Source organism: Thauera butanivorans NBRC 103042 (assembly GCF_001591165.1).
GTDB lineage: Bacteria > Pseudomonadota > Gammaproteobacteria > Burkholderiales > Rhodocyclaceae > Thauera > Thauera butanivorans.
Genome location: NZ_BCUG01000046.1, coordinates 1 through 15,550, shown reverse-complemented (window position 1 = coordinate 15,550; position 15,550 = coordinate 1). Strand labels below are relative to the sequence as shown.

Below are 15,550 nucleotides of genomic sequence, written 5' to 3'. Positions count from 1 at the left end.
AGGAACTCCATGAATCGCTCCATGCGCACCCCCGTTTCCCTGATCGCGCTGTCCGTGGCGCTCGCCGGTTGCTCGACTTCCCTGCTCGAATCCAAACGCATCGACTACAAGGGTGCGAAGCGAATGGAGCGCCCGCTCGAGATCCCGCCGGATCTCACCGCGCCCACCCGCGACGACCGCTTCGCCGTACCCGACGTCACGCCGCGCGGCGTGGCGACCTATTCCGCCTACAGCGCGGACCGTGCCGACCAACCGGCTGCATCCACCGGCCCGGAAGTGCTCGCCGCGCCGGAAACGATGCGCATCGAGCGCGCCGGCAGCCAGCGCTGGCTGGTCGTTGCCGGCACGCCTGACGAACTGTGGCCGCAGATCAAGGATTTCTGGCTCGAACTCGGCTTCATCCTGAACATCGACAGCCCGGACATCGGTGTCATGGAAACCGACTGGGCCGAGGACCGCGCCAAGATCCCGCAGGATTTCCTGCGCTCGACGATCGGCAAGGTGCTGGACGGCCTGTTCTCCACGCCCGAGCGCGACAAGTTCCGCACCCGCCTGGAGCAGGGCAAGGACAACGGCACGGTCGAGGTCTACATCAGCCACCGCGGCATGATGGAGATCTACCCGAACGAAGCCAAGGACTCGACGATCTGGCAGCCGCGCCCGGCCGACCCCGAGCTGGAAGCCGAAATGCTGCGCCGCCTGATGGTGCACCTCGGCGCCGAGGAAGCGCGTGCCGAAGCCGCGCTGACCACCGCGCCGACCGAAGAACGCGCACGCATCGCCGCCGGCAGCGGCGGCCAGGCGAGCCTGATCATGGAAGAGTCCTTCGACCGTGCCTGGCGCCGCGTCGGCCTGGCGCTGGATCGCATCGGCTTCACCGTCGAAGACCGCGACCGCGCCCAGGGCCTGTACTTCGTGCGCTATGTCGATCCCGATGCCGACAACAAGAGCGAGGACAAGGGCTTCCTGTCCAGGCTGGCCTTCTGGCGCAGCAGCGACAAGCCGGCGCAGGGCGGCAGCGAATACCGGCTGCACGTGCAGGGGCAGGGCGGCGATTCGCAGGTCACGGTGCTGACCCGCGAGGGCGGCGCCGACACATCCGACACCGCCAGGCGCATCCTCGGCCTGCTGCACAACGAACTGCGTTGATCGGTCGTGCGCATCGCGGCAGCCTGCCATGGTGCGCACCAAACATGAAAAAAGCCGGCATCAGCCGGCTTTTTCGCGTCATGCCACTGCAGAATCAGTTGGAGGCTTCCTTGGCCTTTTCAACAGCGGCTTCGGCGGCTGCCTTGGCGGCATCGACAGCCTCGCCAGCGGCTTCCTTGGTCGCTTCCGCGCCTTCCTTGGCTGCTTCGACAGTGGCAGCGGTGTGCTCCTTGGCTGCCTCGACTGCCGCAGCCGCGCCTTCCTTGGCAGCGTCGACGGCATCCGCAGCGGTTTCCTTGGTCGCTTCGAGGGCCTCGGCAGCGCTTTCCTTGGCCGCCTCGGCGCTTTCCTTCGCCGCTTCCACGGCCTGCTCGGCAGCTTCCTTAGTCTGTTCCTGAATGCTGGGGGCGGGCGTCGACACCGGAGGCGGCGCTTCTTCCTGCTTGCTGCAAGCGGTCACGGCGATGGCAACGAGGGCGGCGGCGAGAAGGGATTGTTTCATTGCTTTTTTCCTTTTTCGAGTTGAGTGCCGCCGGTTGGAGGCAACCAGTGGCACGAGTACGGCAATCACGGCTTGAAGCGGCGCAAGTCTAGCATGCAGGCGAAGAAAAACCGGCGTGGATGCTGCGCTGCAAAATGTGAGCGTATTTTTCCGTTTCAGCTTGCCGCCGGGGCGCCGAAACCGCTTTCGTACCAGTCATGCAGCATGTCCAGCAACTCGGTCGGGCAAGCCGCCAAATCCTCGGCCGGCAAGCTGCGCTGGTGGGCGAGCTTCGCCATGGCGTCGTGCAGGACAGGGGCGAATTCCAGCGGCTCGCCGTTCAGATGGAAGCCCGCGGCCGAGAACAGCAGCAGGCTGCGGGCATCCAGCGCGAAGCCGCGCGCACGCACCGCCCGCTCGAAGGCCTTGCGGCTCAGCGTCTGTTCGGGCGGCTCGAAGAAGACGTGGGCCTTGGGCTCGGTGAGATAGGCGCCGACGAACTCCTCGATGTCCGCGCGGCTCCAGCGGATGCCCGACAGCATGCCTTCGATCTGGTCGACCATGCGGCTGCCGATCTCGGCCGAGTTCTGCTGCAGCTCCAGATCCGGGTCGGTGTAGATGCCGTCGAGCTGGATGCGCTCCTGCAGCCAGCCGAGGAATTCGCTGCCGAGTTCCTGCGCGGTGGGCGAGCGGAAACCGATGGAGTAGGTGGTGCATTCGCCGATGGCGATGCCGTTGTGCGCCCAGTGCGGCGGCAGGTAGAGCATGTCGCCGGGCTCCAGCACCCAGTCTTCGGTCGGCTGGAAATTCTTCAGGATGCGCAGCGGCGCGCCTTCGATCAGCGTGCGGTCGGCCTGATCGGAAATCTGCCAGCGGCGCTTGCCCGTGCCCTGCAGCAGGAACACGTCGTAGTTGTCGAAGTGCGGGCCGACGCCGCCGCCATCGACGGCGTAGCTCACCATCAGGTCGTCCAGCCGCGCCTGCGGGATGAAGTCGAAGCAGTGCAGCAGGCGGTCGCCTTCGGGCACCCACAGGTTCAGGCCCTGCACCAGCACGGTCCAGGGTTGCTTCCTGCCGCGCAGGCGGCCGCGGCTCTGCGGGCCGTGCTCCAGCGTCCATTCGCCTTCGAGGCCGTCGGCGGGCAGGCGGATGTAGCGCGATTCGACGTCGGCGTCGCAGGCGAGCTCGAACAGTTCGTCGCGCTCCAGCACGCCGCTGAAGCCGGGCACGGCCTGGCGGATCAGCAGGGGTTTCTTTTGCCAGTATTCGGCGAGGAACGCGCGCGCCGACAGGCCGCCGAGCAGGGTTTCGAGGGAAGGCAGGCGAGTGGGCAGATGAGCGGGTGAATTCATGGCGCGGATTATAGGCCCGGGTGGGGCCGGACGCTGGCGCCGGTGCGGGGGCGGCCGCGACGGATGGTGGAAGCAGACGCAAGAAGCAGGTGGACGGACGCGGTAGAATCGCGCCACTTTTCTCGGCGGAATCCCCATGTCGGCAGCAGTCATCGAATCGCTGGACCACGAAGGCCGCGGCATCGCCCATGTCGACGGCAAGGCCGTCTTCATCGAAGGCGCGCTGCCGGGCGAGCGGGTGGAATACACCGTGCTGCGCGAGCGGCCGCGCTATGCCCAGGCGGAAACGGCACGGGTGCTGAAGGCGAGTGCGCAGCGGGTCGCGCCGCGCTGCGTGCATTTCGGCACCTGCGGTGGCTGTTCGATGCAGCATCTCGACCCGCTGGCGCAGGCCGCGGCCAAGCAGCGCATCCTTGAGGACGCGCTGTGGCACATCGGCAAGGTCGGGCCGCAGGTGATCTACCCGGCGATCCACGGCCCGGCCTGGGGCTACCGCTACCGTGCGCGGCTGAGCGTGCGCGTGGTGCCGAGCAAGGGCGGCGTGCTGATCGGCTTTCATCAGAAGCGTTCGAGCCACATTGCCGACATGCAGTCCTGTCCGGTGCTGCCGCCGGCGATTTCCGCGCTGGTGCCGGAGCTGCACCGCCTGATCGCCAGGCTGTCGATCGCCGACCGCGTGCCGCAGATCGAGATCGCCGTCAGCGATACCGCGACCGCCTTCGTGTTCCGCCACCTGCTGCCCTTCAGCGAGGGCGACCGGCGTGCGCTGGCGGCTTTCGCCGACGCCCACGGCATCCAGGCCTGGGCGCAGCCGGGCGGCCCGGACACTGCCGCGCCGCTGCATCCGCAGGGCGGCCCCGGTCTGGCCTACACCTTGCCCGAGTTCGACGTGCGGATGGACTTCCGTCCCACCGATTTCACCCAGGTCAATGTCCACATCAACCGCCTGCTGATCCGGCGTGCGATGCAACTGCTCGATCCGCAGCCGGGCGAGCGCATCGCCGACCTGTTCTGCGGCCTGGGCAACTTCAGCCTGCCGATCGCGCGGCGCGGCGCGGCGATGGTCGGCGTGGAGGGCAGCGAGGCGCTGGTCGAGCGCGCCCGGGCCAATGCCGCGGCCAACGGCCTGGCGGAACGCTGCGAATTCCACGCCGCCAACCTGTTCGAAGCCACCGAGGACAGCCTGGCTGCGCTCGGGCCGCTCGGCAAGCTGCTGATCGACCCGCCGCGCGAGGGCGCGATCGCGGTGGTCAAGGCGATCAGCCCGTTGCAGCGCCCGCCGCGCATCGTTTACGTATCATGCAACCCGGCGACGCTGGCACGCGACGCGGCGGTGCTGGTGCATGAAAAGGGCTATGTGCTGCGCGGAGCGGGCATCGCCAACATGTTCCCGCAGACCTCGCATGTCGAGTCGATCGCGCTGTTCGAACAGGGTTGAAGGCTTTTCATTTTGGCCTGCAACTGAAACAATCATGAGCCGTGATTCATAATTATGGACGAAGAGGGCATGGCGTCCCGTTCCCCCGACCCCGATTTCCCGGCCCGTGGCAGCACCGCTGCCGGTAGCGGCCCCGTGCGTGACGAGCAGGCCGCTTGGCAGCGGCGCAGCATTGCCCAGGTGTGGCATCCCTGCACCCAGATGCAGCGCATGCAGGCGGTGCCGCCACTGCCGATCGCGCGCGGTGAGGGGCCGTGGCTGTACGACTACGCCGGCGGGCGCTATTTCGACGCCAACAGCTCGTGGTGGGTGAACCTCTTCGGCCACGCCGATGCGCGCATCAACGCCGCGCTGCGCGAACAGCTCGATACCTTGCCGCATGTGATGCTGGCCGGCTGCACCCATGCGCCGGCGGTGGAACTAGCCGAGCGCCTGTCGGCGCTGACCGGCGGCGTGCTCGGCCATGCTTTCTTCGCCAGCGACGGCGCCTCGGCGGTCGAGATCGCGCTGAAGATGAGCTTTCATTGCTGGCGCAACCGGGGCCGTGGCAGCAAGCGCGAATTCGTCTGCGTGCGCCACGGCTACCATGGCGAAACCCTGGGCGCGCTGGCGGTGACCGACGTCACGGTGTTCCGCGACGCATACGCACCGCTGCTGCTGCAGGCCCACATCGTCGCCTCGCCCGACGCCCGCCAGGCCGGTCCCGGCGAGACCGCGGCTGGCGTCGCCGAGCGCGCGCTGGAAGAGGTGCGCGCCTTGTTCGAAGCCCGCCACGAACACATCGCCGCCTTCATCGTCGAGCCGCTGGTGCAGTGCGCCGCCGGCATGGCGATGCACGACCCGGCCTACCTGCGTGGCCTGCGCGCGCTGTGCGACCGCTACGACGTCCACCTGATCGCCGACGAGATCGCCGTCGGCTGCGGCCGCAGCGGCAGCTTCTTCGCTTTCGAGCAGGCGGCGGGCGAGGGCCAGGCGCCGTTGTGGCCGGATTTCATCTGCCTGTCGAAAGGCATCAGCGGCGGCTACCTGCCGCTGTCGCTGGTGCTGAGCCGCGACGAGACCTACGCGGCCTTTCTCGACGACGAGGTCGCGCGCGGCTTCCTGCACTCGCATTCCTATACCGGCAACGCGCTCGCCTGCCGCGCGGCGCTGGCGGTGCTCGACCGCTTCGAACAGGAAGACGTGCTGGTCCGCAACCGGGCCAGTGCCGAGGCGCTGACGGCTGCGCTGGCACCGCTGGCCGGGGATCCGCGCATCGAGCACCTGCGCCGGCGCGGCATGATCTGGGCTTTCGACGTGCGTGAAGAATGGGCCGGCGAGCGCTTCGCCGAACGTTTCCATCTCGCCGGGCGCCGCAATGAACTGCTGATCCGCCCGATCGGCCGCACGGTGTACCTGATGCCACCCTACGTGCTCGACGACGAGCTGTCTGTCTGGCTGGCGGCACGGGTGCGGGCGACGCTCGACGGCGTGCTGGCAGATGTATTGGCTGAGGGCACCTCCACCCGGAGTAGCGATGCTGCTGGCGCATCTGACCCGGCGACGGCTTGAGCGCGAGGCCGCGGCGCTGCTGCGCCGCCGCCGAATCGCCGCTTCGCCCTGCGCGCCCTTGCAGACCGTCGAAAGTGGCGAGAGCGGCACGCGCCGGTTGCTGAACTTCGGCAGCAACGACTACCTCGGCCTCGCCAGCCATCCGGACATCGCCGCCGCGCTGGCCGAAGGCGCGCAGCGCTGGGGGGCGGGCAGCGGCGCCTCGCACCTGGTCACCGGCCACAGTCAGGCCCACGCCCGGCTCGAAGGCGAACTGGCGCAACTGCTGTCGCCCTGGGTGCCGGATGCGGCGGCGCTGCTGTTCTGCAGCGGCTTCATGGCCAACCTGGCGCTGCTGACCACGCTCGGCGCCGAGCAGGCGGCGATCTTCGCCGACAAGCTCAACCACGCATCGCTGGTCGATGGCGGCCTGCTCGCGGCGGCAAGGATGCGGCGTTATCCGCATGGCCGCCTCGATCTGCTCGACGCCATGCTGCGTGACTGCGAGCAGCCGATCCGGCTGATCGTCACCGACGCGGTGTTCAGCATGGACGGCGACGTCGCGCCGCTGCCCGAACTGCTGGCACTGGCCGAACGCCACGACGCCTGGCTGATCATCGACGACGCCCACGGCTTCGGCGTGCTCGGTGCGAACGGCGAGGGCGCGCTGGCGCATTTCGGCCTGCGCAGCGAGCGCCTGATCTACATGGGCACGCTCGGCAAGGCCGCCGGCGTGGCGGGCGCTTTCGTCGCCGCCCATCCGGCGGTCGTCGACGCGCTGGTGCAGGGCGGCCGCAGCTACATCTACACTACCGCGATGCCGCCTGCGCTGGCCCACGCCCTGAGCGCCAGCCTGAAGCTGATCACCGGCGAGGAGGGCGTGGCGCGGCGGCAAAGGCTCGCCACGCTGACCGCCGCGCTGCGCGAGCGCCTGTCCGCCCTGATCGCCCGCCATCCCGGCCGCGGCTGGCAACTGGCGGATTCCGTCACGCCGATCCAGCCGCTGATCGTCGGCGACAACGCCGCCGCGTTGGCGCTGGCTTCGGCGCTCGATGCCGCAGGGCTGTGGGTGCCGGCCATCCGCCCGCCCACGGTGCCGGCCAATACCGCGCGGCTGCGCATCACGCTGAGCGCGGCACATACGCTGGACGACGTCGAGCGCTTGTGCGGCGCACTGGCCGCATGCCGGCCCGAGGCGGACCGCCATGCGTGAGCATCTGATCCTGCTGCCGGGCTGGGGCCTGGGCAGCCTGCCGCTGGAAGGACTGGCCGAAGCGCTGCGCGGGCTCGATCCGATGCTGCGGGTGGACATCGAGCCGCTGCCCGAACTGGCCAGCGGCGAAGCGCGCGGCTGGCTGCTGGCGCTGGACGAGCGCCTGCCGCCGCATGCTTGGCTGGGCGGCTGGTCGCTCGGCGGCCTGCTCGCCAGCGAACTGGCGGCGCTGCGCGGCGAGCGCTGCCGCGGCCTGCTGACCCTGGCCAGCAATCCCCGCTTCGTGGCGGGCGGCGACTGGCCGCACGGCATGGACGAGGCGACCTTCGACGCCTTCGTCGATGGCTGCCGCGCCGATCCTGACGCCACCCTCAGGCGTTTCAGCCTGCTCTGCACCCAGGGTGCGGCCGAAGCCCGCGGCCTGGCGCGGCAACTGCAGGCCGCGCTGCCTTGCACCGTGCCGCAGGTGCGGTTGGCCGGGCTGGAAGTGCTCGGCAGTGGCGACGGGCGCAGCGCACTGCGAGACTTCAGCGGGCCGCAACTGCATCTGCTTGGCGGTGCCGATGCCCTGGTGCCGGCCGAGGTGGCCGGCGAGCTGCTGGCATTGCGGCCGGACATCGAGGTCGGGCTGATCGAGGACGCAAGCCACGCCTTCCCGCTGGAGCGGCCCCGCGAGGTGGCGGCGGCGATGCTGGCTTTCATCGGCGAGGCCGGCAATGCCTGAATACTTGCTCGTTGTGCCGGACAAGCGCCAGGTGGCCGCTTCCTTCTCCCGTGCGGCAGGCAGCTACGACGCCGTCGCTTCGCTGCAGCGTGAAGTCGGTGCGCAGCTGCTGGCGCGCCTGCCGTCCCTGGCGTTCTCCCGCTGGCTCGATCTGGGCTGCGGCACCGGGCACTTCACCCGGCTGCTGGCGGAGCGCTTCGGTGCCGGCATGGCCCTGGACCTGGCCGAAGGCATGCTGCGCCATGCCCGGCTCCGGGGCGGCGCGCGGCATTTCATCGCCGGCGATGCCGAAGCCCTGCCGCTGCGCGACGGCAGTCTCGACCTGATCTATTCCAACCTGGCGGTGCAATGGTGCGGCGACTTCGCCGCCGTGCTGGGCGAGGCGCAGCGGGTGCTGCGGCCGGGCGGGGTGCTGGCCTTCAGCAGCCTGTGCGCCGGCACCCTGGGAGAGTTGCGCGACAGCTGGCAGGCGGTGGACGGCTTCACCCACGTCAATCGCTTCCGCGCCTTCGGCGACTACGAGGCCTTGTGCGCGGACAGCGGCCTGCAGGTGCTGGCGCTCGAACGCCAGGCGCGGACGCTGCACTTTCCCGACCTGCGCGCGCTGACCCGTTCGCTCAAGGAGCTGGGCGCGCACAACCTCAACCCCGGCCGTCCGGGCGGGCTCACCGGCCCGGCGCGCATCCGTGCCCTGGCCGCCGCCTACGAGGGCTTGCGCACGGCCGAGGGCTTGCCGGCCACCTATCAGGTGGTCTACGCAGTGCTGTGCAAGAGCCGATGAGCGCGCTGAAAGGCTGGATGGACAAGGCCATGAGCCAGGCCCGGCGCCATCGTCCGGCCTGCAGCGCCTTCACCGAATTACCGGAGGAACCGTAATGGCCCATGCCTGTTTCATCACCGGCACCGACACCGAGATCGGCAAGACCACCATCGCCGCCGCCATCGTCGGCCTGCTGGGCAAGACCGGGCTGCGCGTCGCCGGGCTGAAGCCGGTCGCCGCCGGCATCGGCGTGATCGACGGCGAACGCATCAACGAAGACGTCCATGCGCTGCGTGCCGCGAGCAACGTGGCGCTGAGCGCCGACGAGATCGCGCCGTTCCAGTTCGAGACCGCCTGCGCACCACACGTCGCCGCCGCGCTCGAAGGCCGCAGCATCGACCGTGGCCGTATACTGGCGTCCATCCGGGCTGCGGCGGCGCGCTGCGACAGGGTGGTGGTCGAAGGCGTGGGCGGTTTTCGCGTGCCCTTCGACGCCGCCGGAGGCTGGGACAGCGCCGACCTGGCGCGCGACCTGGATCTGCCGGTGCTGATGGTGGTCGGCCTGCGCCTGGGCGCGATCAACCATGCGCTGCTGACCGCCGAAGCCGTCCGTGCGCGCGGGCTGCGCTTGTGCGGCTGGGTGGCCAACACCATCGACCCGGCGATGGCCCAGGCTTCCGCCACGCTCGATGCGCTGGCCGCCGGCCTGGGCAACGCACCCTGCCTGGGCCTGGTGCCGCGCCTGCCGGCACCGTCGCCCGAAGCCGTCGCCCCCTACCTGAACGTGCCTGCGTTGCACCGATTGTTCGATTCCGATTCCATCCTAAAGGAGACCCCATGACCACTGTCGCCACCGTGTCGCCCGACACCCTGCGCCGTACCGCGCCCCAGCCCGCCCCGGCGGCCACCGGCGCCTGGCGCGTCGAAGAGATCGAAGCCCTGTTCGCGCTGCCTTTCATGGAACTGGTGTTCCGCGCCCAGCAGGTCCATCGCCAGCATTTCGATCCGAGCGAGATCCAGCTTTCGACGCTGCTGTCGATCAAGACCGGCGGCTGCGCCGAGGACTGCGGCTACTGCTCGCAGTCCGCCCATTTCGACACCGGCCTGAAAGCCGAGAAGCTGATGCCGGTCGACGAGGTGCTGGAAGCCGCCCGTGCCGCCAAGGCCCAGGGCGCCAGCCGCTTCTGCATGGGGGCGGCCTGGCGCTCGCCCAAGCCGCGCGACATGGAGCGGGTGACGACGATGGTGCGCGAAGTGAAGGCGCTGGGGCTGGAGACCTGCATGACGCTCGGCATGCTGGACGAAGGCCAGGCCAGATCGCTGAAGGACGCCGGCCTCGACTACTACAACCACAACCTCGACACCGCGCCGGAGTACTACGGCAAGGTCATCGGCACCCGTACCTACCAGGACCGCCTCGACACCCTCGGCAACGTGCGCGCGGCCGGCATCAACGTCTGCAGCGGCGGCATCGTCGGCATGGGCGAGACGCGCGCCCACCGCGCCGGCCTGATCGCCCAGCTCGCCAACCTCGAACCGCCGCCCGAATCGGTGCCGATCAACAACCTCGTGCCCATCCCCGGCACGCCGCTGGCCGACGTCGACCCGATCGACCCCTTCGAATTCGTGCGCACCATCGCGGTGGCCCGCATCACCATGCCGACCAGCTACGTCCGCCTGTCGGCCGGGCGCCAGGAAATGGACGAAGCCCTGCAGGCGCTGTGCCTGATGGCGGGCGCCAATTCCATCTTCTATGGCGACCACCTGCTGACCACCCCCAACCCCGGCCCCGGCCGCGATCGTAGCCTGCTCGAACGGCTCGACATGCGCATCGAGGGACAGGACGCCGCATGAGCGCCTCCGCCCGGCCGTCCGAAGCGGGTGCTCAGCCTCCCGCGGGGAGGGCGAAGCAGGGGTTTCGCGCGGCAATGCTGCGCGCCTGCGGAGCGGGCCGGCTGTGCAAAGCCGGCCCTACGTCGCGCAGCGACGGGAGCGGCGCGCAGTGACCCGGGCGGCCAGCGCCGGCCTGCCGGCCTTCGATGCCGGTTTCCTGCGCGACCCCTATCCGGCCTACCGCGCCCTGCGCGAAGCCGGGCCGCTGCACTGGTGCGAGGATTTCTTCCAGGGCGCGTGGCTGCTGACGCGGCACGAGGACGTCGAGCGCGTGCTGCGCGACCCGCGCTTCTCGTCGCAGCGCACCGGCGGCTGGGTGAAGCGCGCGGAAGGGCTGGACGCAGGGCACGGCGGGGCCTACGCGATGGCGCGCGCGCAGGGTGGCCTGGACCGCTTCCAGCGCCTGTTCTCGCGGGCGATGGTGTTCCTCGATGCGCCCGACCACACCCGGCTGCGCAGGGCGATGCTGGGCGGCTTCCATCCGGCGACGATCCGCGCCCTCGCGCCCGAGATCGAGCGCCTGGCCGGCGAGATCCTCGACGGGCTGGACGGCGGGCAGGGCTTCGACTTCATCGAAACGGTCGCCCGGCCGCTGCCTTCGCGCGTCATCGGCCTGCTGCTCGGCATCGACCGCGCCGACGAAGCGCAATTCATCGCCTGGTCGGAAGAACTCGCCGTCTTCATCGGCGCCGTCCGGCCCGAGGCGGAGCAACTGCAGCGCGCCCAGCGCAGCCTGATGCAGCTGGTGCGCTACTTCGATGCCCTGATCGAGACGCGCCGCCGCGCGCCCGGCACCGATCTGCTCAGCCGGCTGGTGCAGGCCGAGGAACACGGCCTTGTGCGCACCGACGGCGAACTGCTCGCGCAATGCGCGATGCTGCTTTTCGCCGGCCACGAAACGACTCGCAACCTGCTCGGCAACGGCCTGTTCACGCTGCTGTCGCACCCCGGCCAATGGGCCGCGCTGCGCGCGCAGCCGGACGGCATCGGCGCCGCCGTGCGCGAAGTGCTGCGCTACGACAGCCCGGTGCAATACACCGGCCGCCGCGTCAGCCGCGAGATCGAACTGCACGGCCACACCCTGCGCCGCGGCGAATTGGTCATCGCCCTGATCGGCTCGGCCAACCGCGACCCCGCTCGCTATACCGAGCCCGAGCGCTTCGACATCACACGCGGCGAAGGCAGCCATCTCGCCTTCGGCAGCGGCCCCCACGTCTGCATCGGCGCCGGCCTGTCGATGCTCGAAGCCGACATCACGCTGCGCGCACTGATGCGGCGCTGGCCCGGTTTGCGCATGATCGATGCCGAACCGCAGTGGAACGGCAATGCCGCACTGCGCGGGCTGCTGCGCTTGCCGGTGCGCTGCGACGATGCAGCAGCGGGGGGTGAGGTGGTTGAATTAGGTATGCATAAAGGGTATCGGCCGGCACCCGCGATGGTCTCATCGACTTGAGTCGGCGTGCCGTCTGCCCGGTGCTATAATCGCGCCCTCTTGCGGAGGCGTGGCAGAGCGGTTGAATGCAACGGTCTTGAAAACCGTCAGGGGTTTACGCCCCTCGTGAGTTCGAATCTCACCGCCTCCGCCATATACCTGTTAGGTGGTGGGGTTTCGGCAGGATTTCATATCCTACTCAACGAACTACCTAACTACGGTCGAAGTGCTGGGAACTGTGCTCCGACTGATAGCATAAGGCCACTGATCAGGTGGCTTTTTCGCTTCTGGTGCAGCTTCGCCTTGGGGAGGAAACTGTGTTGCGCGTGACCTTCGCTTCGAGGACGGCTCCGTCATTGACTACAAAGATGATGACGTGATCGAGATTAAGAACTACCCGCCGCGGGACACGCCCGCCCCGGGTTGGGAGCGCACCTGCGACTTCCCCCGGAGTATCGCCGCGCGACTCCGCTGCGAATCGGAGTGCTGACAGTTGGGCATCGCGTCCACACGGTCAGCGACTTCGTCAAGGTCACGAGCATCGAGCGGATCTGAGGTCATACCCAACAACAGCAATAACGGAGCCGCGCCACTGGACCCACAGCCTATCGGCAACGTACTGCTGCTATCGGCTTTCCCTTCTCGGGTGGAACGTCATGTCGGCCGCGCGCGACGCCCACGGGGGGGCATCATCGCCTACAGCCGGGACGCCTCCCGTATCGTCGGGGTGCAGATCAAGGCCTTGAGCAAGCGTAACCCGATCTCCCTCGGGAGCTAGCTGGACAAGATCATGGGCGATTTCTGGGTGATCGGGAACAAGGTCTCCACGCCTACGTCTTCAGCCTTCATCCTCCTGCCCTCGGAGGTCCGGGAGCGCGCCCACTGCGGTGAGGAGGATGGGCGTGCTTCTTACTGGTTGCAGCTCGGCGATTATGAGCGAGGTCCGTTTTGCGAAGCATGGGGGGTGAATTGGTTCCGGAGGTATGTCTTAACCGAACGCATGCGGACAGAAACAGCGGCCCGGAAGCCGCTGTTCCCTGGTTGTGTCAGACGGAGGGGGTGCTCCGCCAGTGCTCGCACACATATTCCAACCGGCCAAGGCGGAAGCGAATATATGCGTTCACAAACACAGACTTAATGGAGGACATAATGTCACCTCATCAGTTGGTTTGTGAGGGCGATAGGAAATTACCGTTCCAAGCGCTATACTTAAAACGCTGTCAAGCATCGGTAAACGGTAGAGGGACGCCCTCGACCACCTTGCCGTAGCGCGAGATCGGCGTAAGTACCTGTATTTCGGCCTTATATCCTTGTCCAGAGGTGGTCGAGAACACATTTACAAGCGCCTTCCTGCGTATGCAGTACCTACCACCGCCCCGATTCAAGCCCTTCTGCCAGTTGGTTACTTGAGTCGGGGCGTTCCTTTTTAGATGCCGCCCTGCTCGGTAGGCTGGGGCAAGACGGCTGCAGCTCTTCTCATAGTGGTTCCTCGTCATCGTCGGTGCTGTTTTCAGGGGCAGCCATGGTGTCTCGATAGTTCTTCAAAATGAACTCCGTCATCTTGATGACAGAGTTCCACTGTCGTTCGTCCATGTCCGCCGGAAGATGAATGGCTCCGTCCCGCATTCCATAAATAGGAATTGGGATGGTGATCGTCCCCGCTTTCTGGTGGTGGTGGTGCTCCTGATTTTTCTCGCTCTGTTCGGTGGAGATGCTTGTCCCACTGGGGGATGACTTCGGCTTCCGCTTTCCCCCTCCATTGGTTCTGCTAGGTGGTGCCTTGACGTGCGGACTGATCTTGATTCCTGTCTCCTTTGCCGCAGAGAGAAAAAATGCGACGGATTTAGACAGTGTTGAGCCCGAAATTTCATACTTGCGAAAGCGGTCGGTCATCTGCTGTGCTGTCGCGCTGCTGAGATCGATTGTGCCGTCTGAGACAAAGGCGTAGGAATTCTCAATCCTTTGCCGGAGGAGTTGCTTGGCCGAGTCTTCGTCTGCTGCGATGTACTCACGCAGAAGACGGGTGGGAACGCTTGATTCGTCAATGAAACCGAGCCATTTCAATGCAAGAATCAAGGCCGACTGTTCAGACCCGGAACGCCTGCTCAGTAGACTCCTGTCGATAACGGCAGGAAGCACCTCATGCTCCTTGAACTCCTTTACCAAGTTCTCGAAGCTGCGATAAGAGCAGTACGGGGGTTTTGCCATTTTCTCGTTCATCTTGGCCTCTTGCGGTCACAAGAACAATCACTGGCTGCATCCTACGCGCAAAATTATCGATGTGCAATATGTGTTCGCGCAAAAAAGCGCATAAAATTTATGTGCGATTTTTGTGCGTATTTATGTGAATGGTAGTTGCCTGTGGGCAGTGAGACCCGCTCAGCCAATCACGAGGAGGCTTGCGTCACTCACTCGCAGGGGCGTCGGTGGCGGCTTCATTCGGTCAGCGTCCGTGCGACTTCGCCTTCGGGTACTTATAGGCGGCGTGATTGATGAGACCTTAAAGCTGGGCCGAAACGGTCCCGTGTCTCATAGCGGATAGGTTCGCGTCCCGCTGGGCTTGGCGCTCTTGGTGAATGGCTTGCGCCTTCACTGCCCGCGGCCTAGTCAATCGCCTGACGCAACAGCGCCAACGACAGGTTCGTGATCCAGTTAGTTTTGTTGCGGACAAGCTCGCGGTCAGCCGCAACGGCGGACTTGTAGGCGAGCTGGGCTCCTTCGAGCTTGGCCGTTATGCGCTTCCAGACCTCGCCTACCATCCGATCCGCGAAGGGCTGAACGGCGAACGGGCGGCGATCCTTCGGGCTGCGGTCGATCACGGTGGCGATGGCCGCGCCCAGCGCGAGGTCACCGGTCATGATCGTGATCCGGGCGGCGGCTTCCATTTCAACCGGCCCGGCTTGGAGCTGGTAGCTGCTGCCGCTGTCGATGACGAAAGACGATTCTGGGATCGTCTGCGGGTGTTTCGTAGTGGGCAGCGAATGGATGCGTGCGCGTTCATCAGCCTAAAACTGTTTGGCGCTGCGCTGGTCCTCCGGCTCTTTGGGCCTTGGGCTGATGGTCCACGTGGAGCTAAGCGCGGCAGGCGATGTCCTTCTCGCCTTCACGTCCAGCGAGCACCGGACCGGGTTTACGTGGAAGTACAGGTTGAGTTTTCCTTGGTGCCCTTCGATCTACTCTGCCTCCTTCTGCCAGTGGTCGGGCGTGAATGTCGCTGTTTCTATCTTGTCGTCCGGGATGATCGTAGCGAGGACCCAGTAGCTGCCGGGGTGAAAGCGGCACAGGAAGTCGATGGCGGTAGCAGTATCGTGTTTCAGTTCAGTCGCTATGCGCGACCTCCTGAAACAAGTATATGCCATTGAAATACTGGCTCCGGTTCTCGAAGCCACGTGGTCCACGGGCTTCCGACGGGGCGCGATTGTTGAGCACTGCCTCACAATGCGCGATCGTGCATAGGTAGCCGGTGAATTCGGTATTCCTCGGCTTCTGTTCCGATGCATCGGTGCGCAGTTGGCCTACACGCGCTAGCAGGTACTTAAACAGGTGTTCGGTACCTGTTGGATTGCTGCTCGGCCCTA

14 protein-coding genes and 1 tRNA gene are annotated in these 15,550 nt (G+C 66.8%); 10 read left to right on the top strand and 5 right to left on the bottom strand.

Annotation, left to right across the window (positions count from 1 at the left end):
• Positions 1-9 precede the first annotated feature (9 nt).
• Positions 10-1,149: an NlpB/DapX family lipoprotein gene (gene bamC / locus TBU01S_RS16745; protein WP_068638214.1), complete on the top strand. Its 1,140-nt coding sequence runs from the start codon at positions 10-12 to the stop codon at positions 1,147-1,149.
• 94 nt (positions 1,150-1,243) lie between these two features.
• On the opposite strand, the gene TBU01S_RS16740 is transcribed toward bamC, so the two are convergent.
• Together TBU01S_RS16740 and TBU01S_RS16735 are read right to left on the bottom strand one after the other, a co-directional pair.
• Entirely contained in the window at positions 1,244-1,720 is a 477-nt protein-coding gene (locus TBU01S_RS16740) for a hypothetical protein (protein WP_245650954.1), read from the bottom strand.
• Positions 1,721-1,806: 86 nt separating this feature from the next.
• Positions 1,807-2,982, bottom strand: coding sequence for a cupin domain-containing protein (locus TBU01S_RS16735; RefSeq protein WP_068638210.1), 1,176 nt, complete (start codon positions 2,980-2,982; stop codon positions 1,807-1,809).
• A gap of 136 nt (positions 2,983-3,118) precedes the next feature.
• Here TBU01S_RS16735 and rlmD point away from each other — a divergent pair, with 136 nt between their 5' ends.
• From rlmD to TBU01S_RS16690, 9 genes are all read left to right on the top strand, one after another.
• Entirely contained in the window at positions 3,119-4,420 is a 1,302-nt protein-coding gene (rlmD, locus tag TBU01S_RS16730; protein ID WP_068638208.1) for a 23S rRNA (uracil(1939)-C(5))-methyltransferase RlmD, read from the top strand.
• A 69-nt stretch (positions 4,421-4,489) separates the two neighbouring features.
• Positions 4,490-5,971: an adenosylmethionine--8-amino-7-oxononanoate transaminase gene (bioA, locus tag TBU01S_RS16725; protein ID WP_068638292.1), complete on the top strand. Its 1,482-nt coding sequence runs from the start codon at positions 4,490-4,492 to the stop codon at positions 5,969-5,971.
• On the top strand, positions 5,937-7,163 hold the full coding sequence (gene bioF / locus TBU01S_RS16720; RefSeq protein ID WP_068638206.1) for an 8-amino-7-oxononanoate synthase: 1,227 nt from the start codon (positions 5,937-5,939) through the stop codon (positions 7,161-7,163). Before bioA ends, bioF begins: the two co-directional genes overlap by 35 nt.
• Entirely contained in the window at positions 7,156-7,887 is a 732-nt protein-coding gene (locus TBU01S_RS16715) for an alpha/beta fold hydrolase (protein ID WP_068638200.1), read from the top strand. Before bioF ends, TBU01S_RS16715 begins: the two co-directional genes overlap by 8 nt.
• Positions 7,880-8,668 (top strand): malonyl-ACP O-methyltransferase BioC, encoded by a 789-nt coding sequence (gene bioC / locus TBU01S_RS16710; protein ID WP_068638198.1) that lies wholly within the window; start codon positions 7,880-7,882, stop codon positions 8,666-8,668. Before TBU01S_RS16715 ends, bioC begins: the two co-directional genes overlap by 8 nt.
• A gap of 94 nt (positions 8,669-8,762) precedes the next feature.
• Positions 8,763-9,488: a dethiobiotin synthase gene (gene bioD / locus TBU01S_RS16705; protein ID WP_068638196.1), complete on the top strand. Its 726-nt coding sequence runs from the start codon at positions 8,763-8,765 to the stop codon at positions 9,486-9,488.
• A complete protein-coding gene (bioB, locus tag TBU01S_RS16700) occupies positions 9,485-10,501 on the top strand; it encodes a biotin synthase BioB (protein WP_068638194.1) in 1,017 nt (338 codons plus the stop codon). Before bioD ends, bioB begins: the two co-directional genes overlap by 4 nt.
• Positions 10,502-10,649: 148 nt before the next feature.
• Positions 10,650-11,993: a cytochrome P450 gene (locus tag TBU01S_RS16695; protein ID WP_083953679.1), complete on the top strand. Its 1,344-nt coding sequence runs from the start codon at positions 10,650-10,652 to the stop codon at positions 11,991-11,993.
• Positions 11,994-12,036: 43 nt separating this feature from the next.
• A tRNA-Ser gene (locus TBU01S_RS16690) sits at positions 12,037-12,126 on the top strand.
• A 1,322-nt stretch (positions 12,127-13,448) separates the two neighbouring features.
• On the opposite strand, the gene TBU01S_RS16685 is transcribed toward TBU01S_RS16690, so the two are convergent.
• From TBU01S_RS16685 to TBU01S_RS24570, 3 genes are all read right to left on the bottom strand, one after another.
• Positions 13,449-14,192: a DUF5343 domain-containing protein gene (locus TBU01S_RS16685; protein ID WP_157659183.1), complete on the bottom strand. Its 744-nt coding sequence runs from the start codon at positions 14,190-14,192 to the stop codon at positions 13,449-13,451.
• A 383-nt stretch (positions 14,193-14,575) separates the two neighbouring features.
• Complete coding sequence (locus TBU01S_RS16680) at positions 14,576-14,857, bottom strand: hypothetical protein (protein ID WP_068638189.1); 282 nt, start codon at positions 14,855-14,857, stop codon at positions 14,576-14,578.
• A gap of 433 nt (positions 14,858-15,290) precedes the next feature.
• A partial coding sequence (locus TBU01S_RS24570) for a hypothetical protein (protein WP_217999651.1) occupies positions 15,291-15,550 on the bottom strand: 260 nt, incomplete at its 5' end.

What these genes read in the sequence shown, in the direction of transcription:
- bamC (WP_068638214.1), top strand. Translation starts at nt 10, where the DNA reads ATGAATCGCTCCATGCGCACCCCCGTTTCCCTGATCGCGCTGTCCGTG.
- TBU01S_RS16735 (WP_068638210.1), bottom strand. Translation starts at nt 2,982, where the DNA reads ATGAATTCACCCGCTCATCTGCCCACTCGCCTGCCTTCCCTCGAAACC.
- rlmD (WP_068638208.1), top strand. Translation starts at nt 3,119, where the DNA reads ATGTCGGCAGCAGTCATCGAATCGCTGGACCACGAAGGCCGCGGCATC.
- bioA (WP_068638292.1), top strand. Translation starts at nt 4,490, where the DNA reads ATGGCGTCCCGTTCCCCCGACCCCGATTTCCCGGCCCGTGGCAGCACC.
- bioF (WP_068638206.1), top strand. Translation starts at nt 5,937, where the DNA reads ATGCTGCTGGCGCATCTGACCCGGCGACGGCTTGAGCGCGAGGCCGCG.
- TBU01S_RS16715 (WP_068638200.1), top strand. Translation starts at nt 7,156, where the DNA reads ATGCGTGAGCATCTGATCCTGCTGCCGGGCTGGGGCCTGGGCAGCCTG.
- bioC (WP_068638198.1), top strand. Translation starts at nt 7,880, where the DNA reads ATGCCTGAATACTTGCTCGTTGTGCCGGACAAGCGCCAGGTGGCCGCT.
- bioD (WP_068638196.1), top strand. Translation starts at nt 8,763, where the DNA reads ATGGCCCATGCCTGTTTCATCACCGGCACCGACACCGAGATCGGCAAG.
- bioB (WP_068638194.1), top strand. Translation starts at nt 9,485, where the DNA reads ATGACCACTGTCGCCACCGTGTCGCCCGACACCCTGCGCCGTACCGCG.
- TBU01S_RS16685 (WP_157659183.1), bottom strand. Translation starts at nt 14,192, where the DNA reads ATGAACGAGAAAATGGCAAAACCCCCGTACTGCTCTTATCGCAGCTTC.
- TBU01S_RS16680 (WP_068638189.1), bottom strand. Translation starts at nt 14,857, where the DNA reads ATGGAAGCCGCCGCCCGGATCACGATCATGACCGGTGACCTCGCGCTG.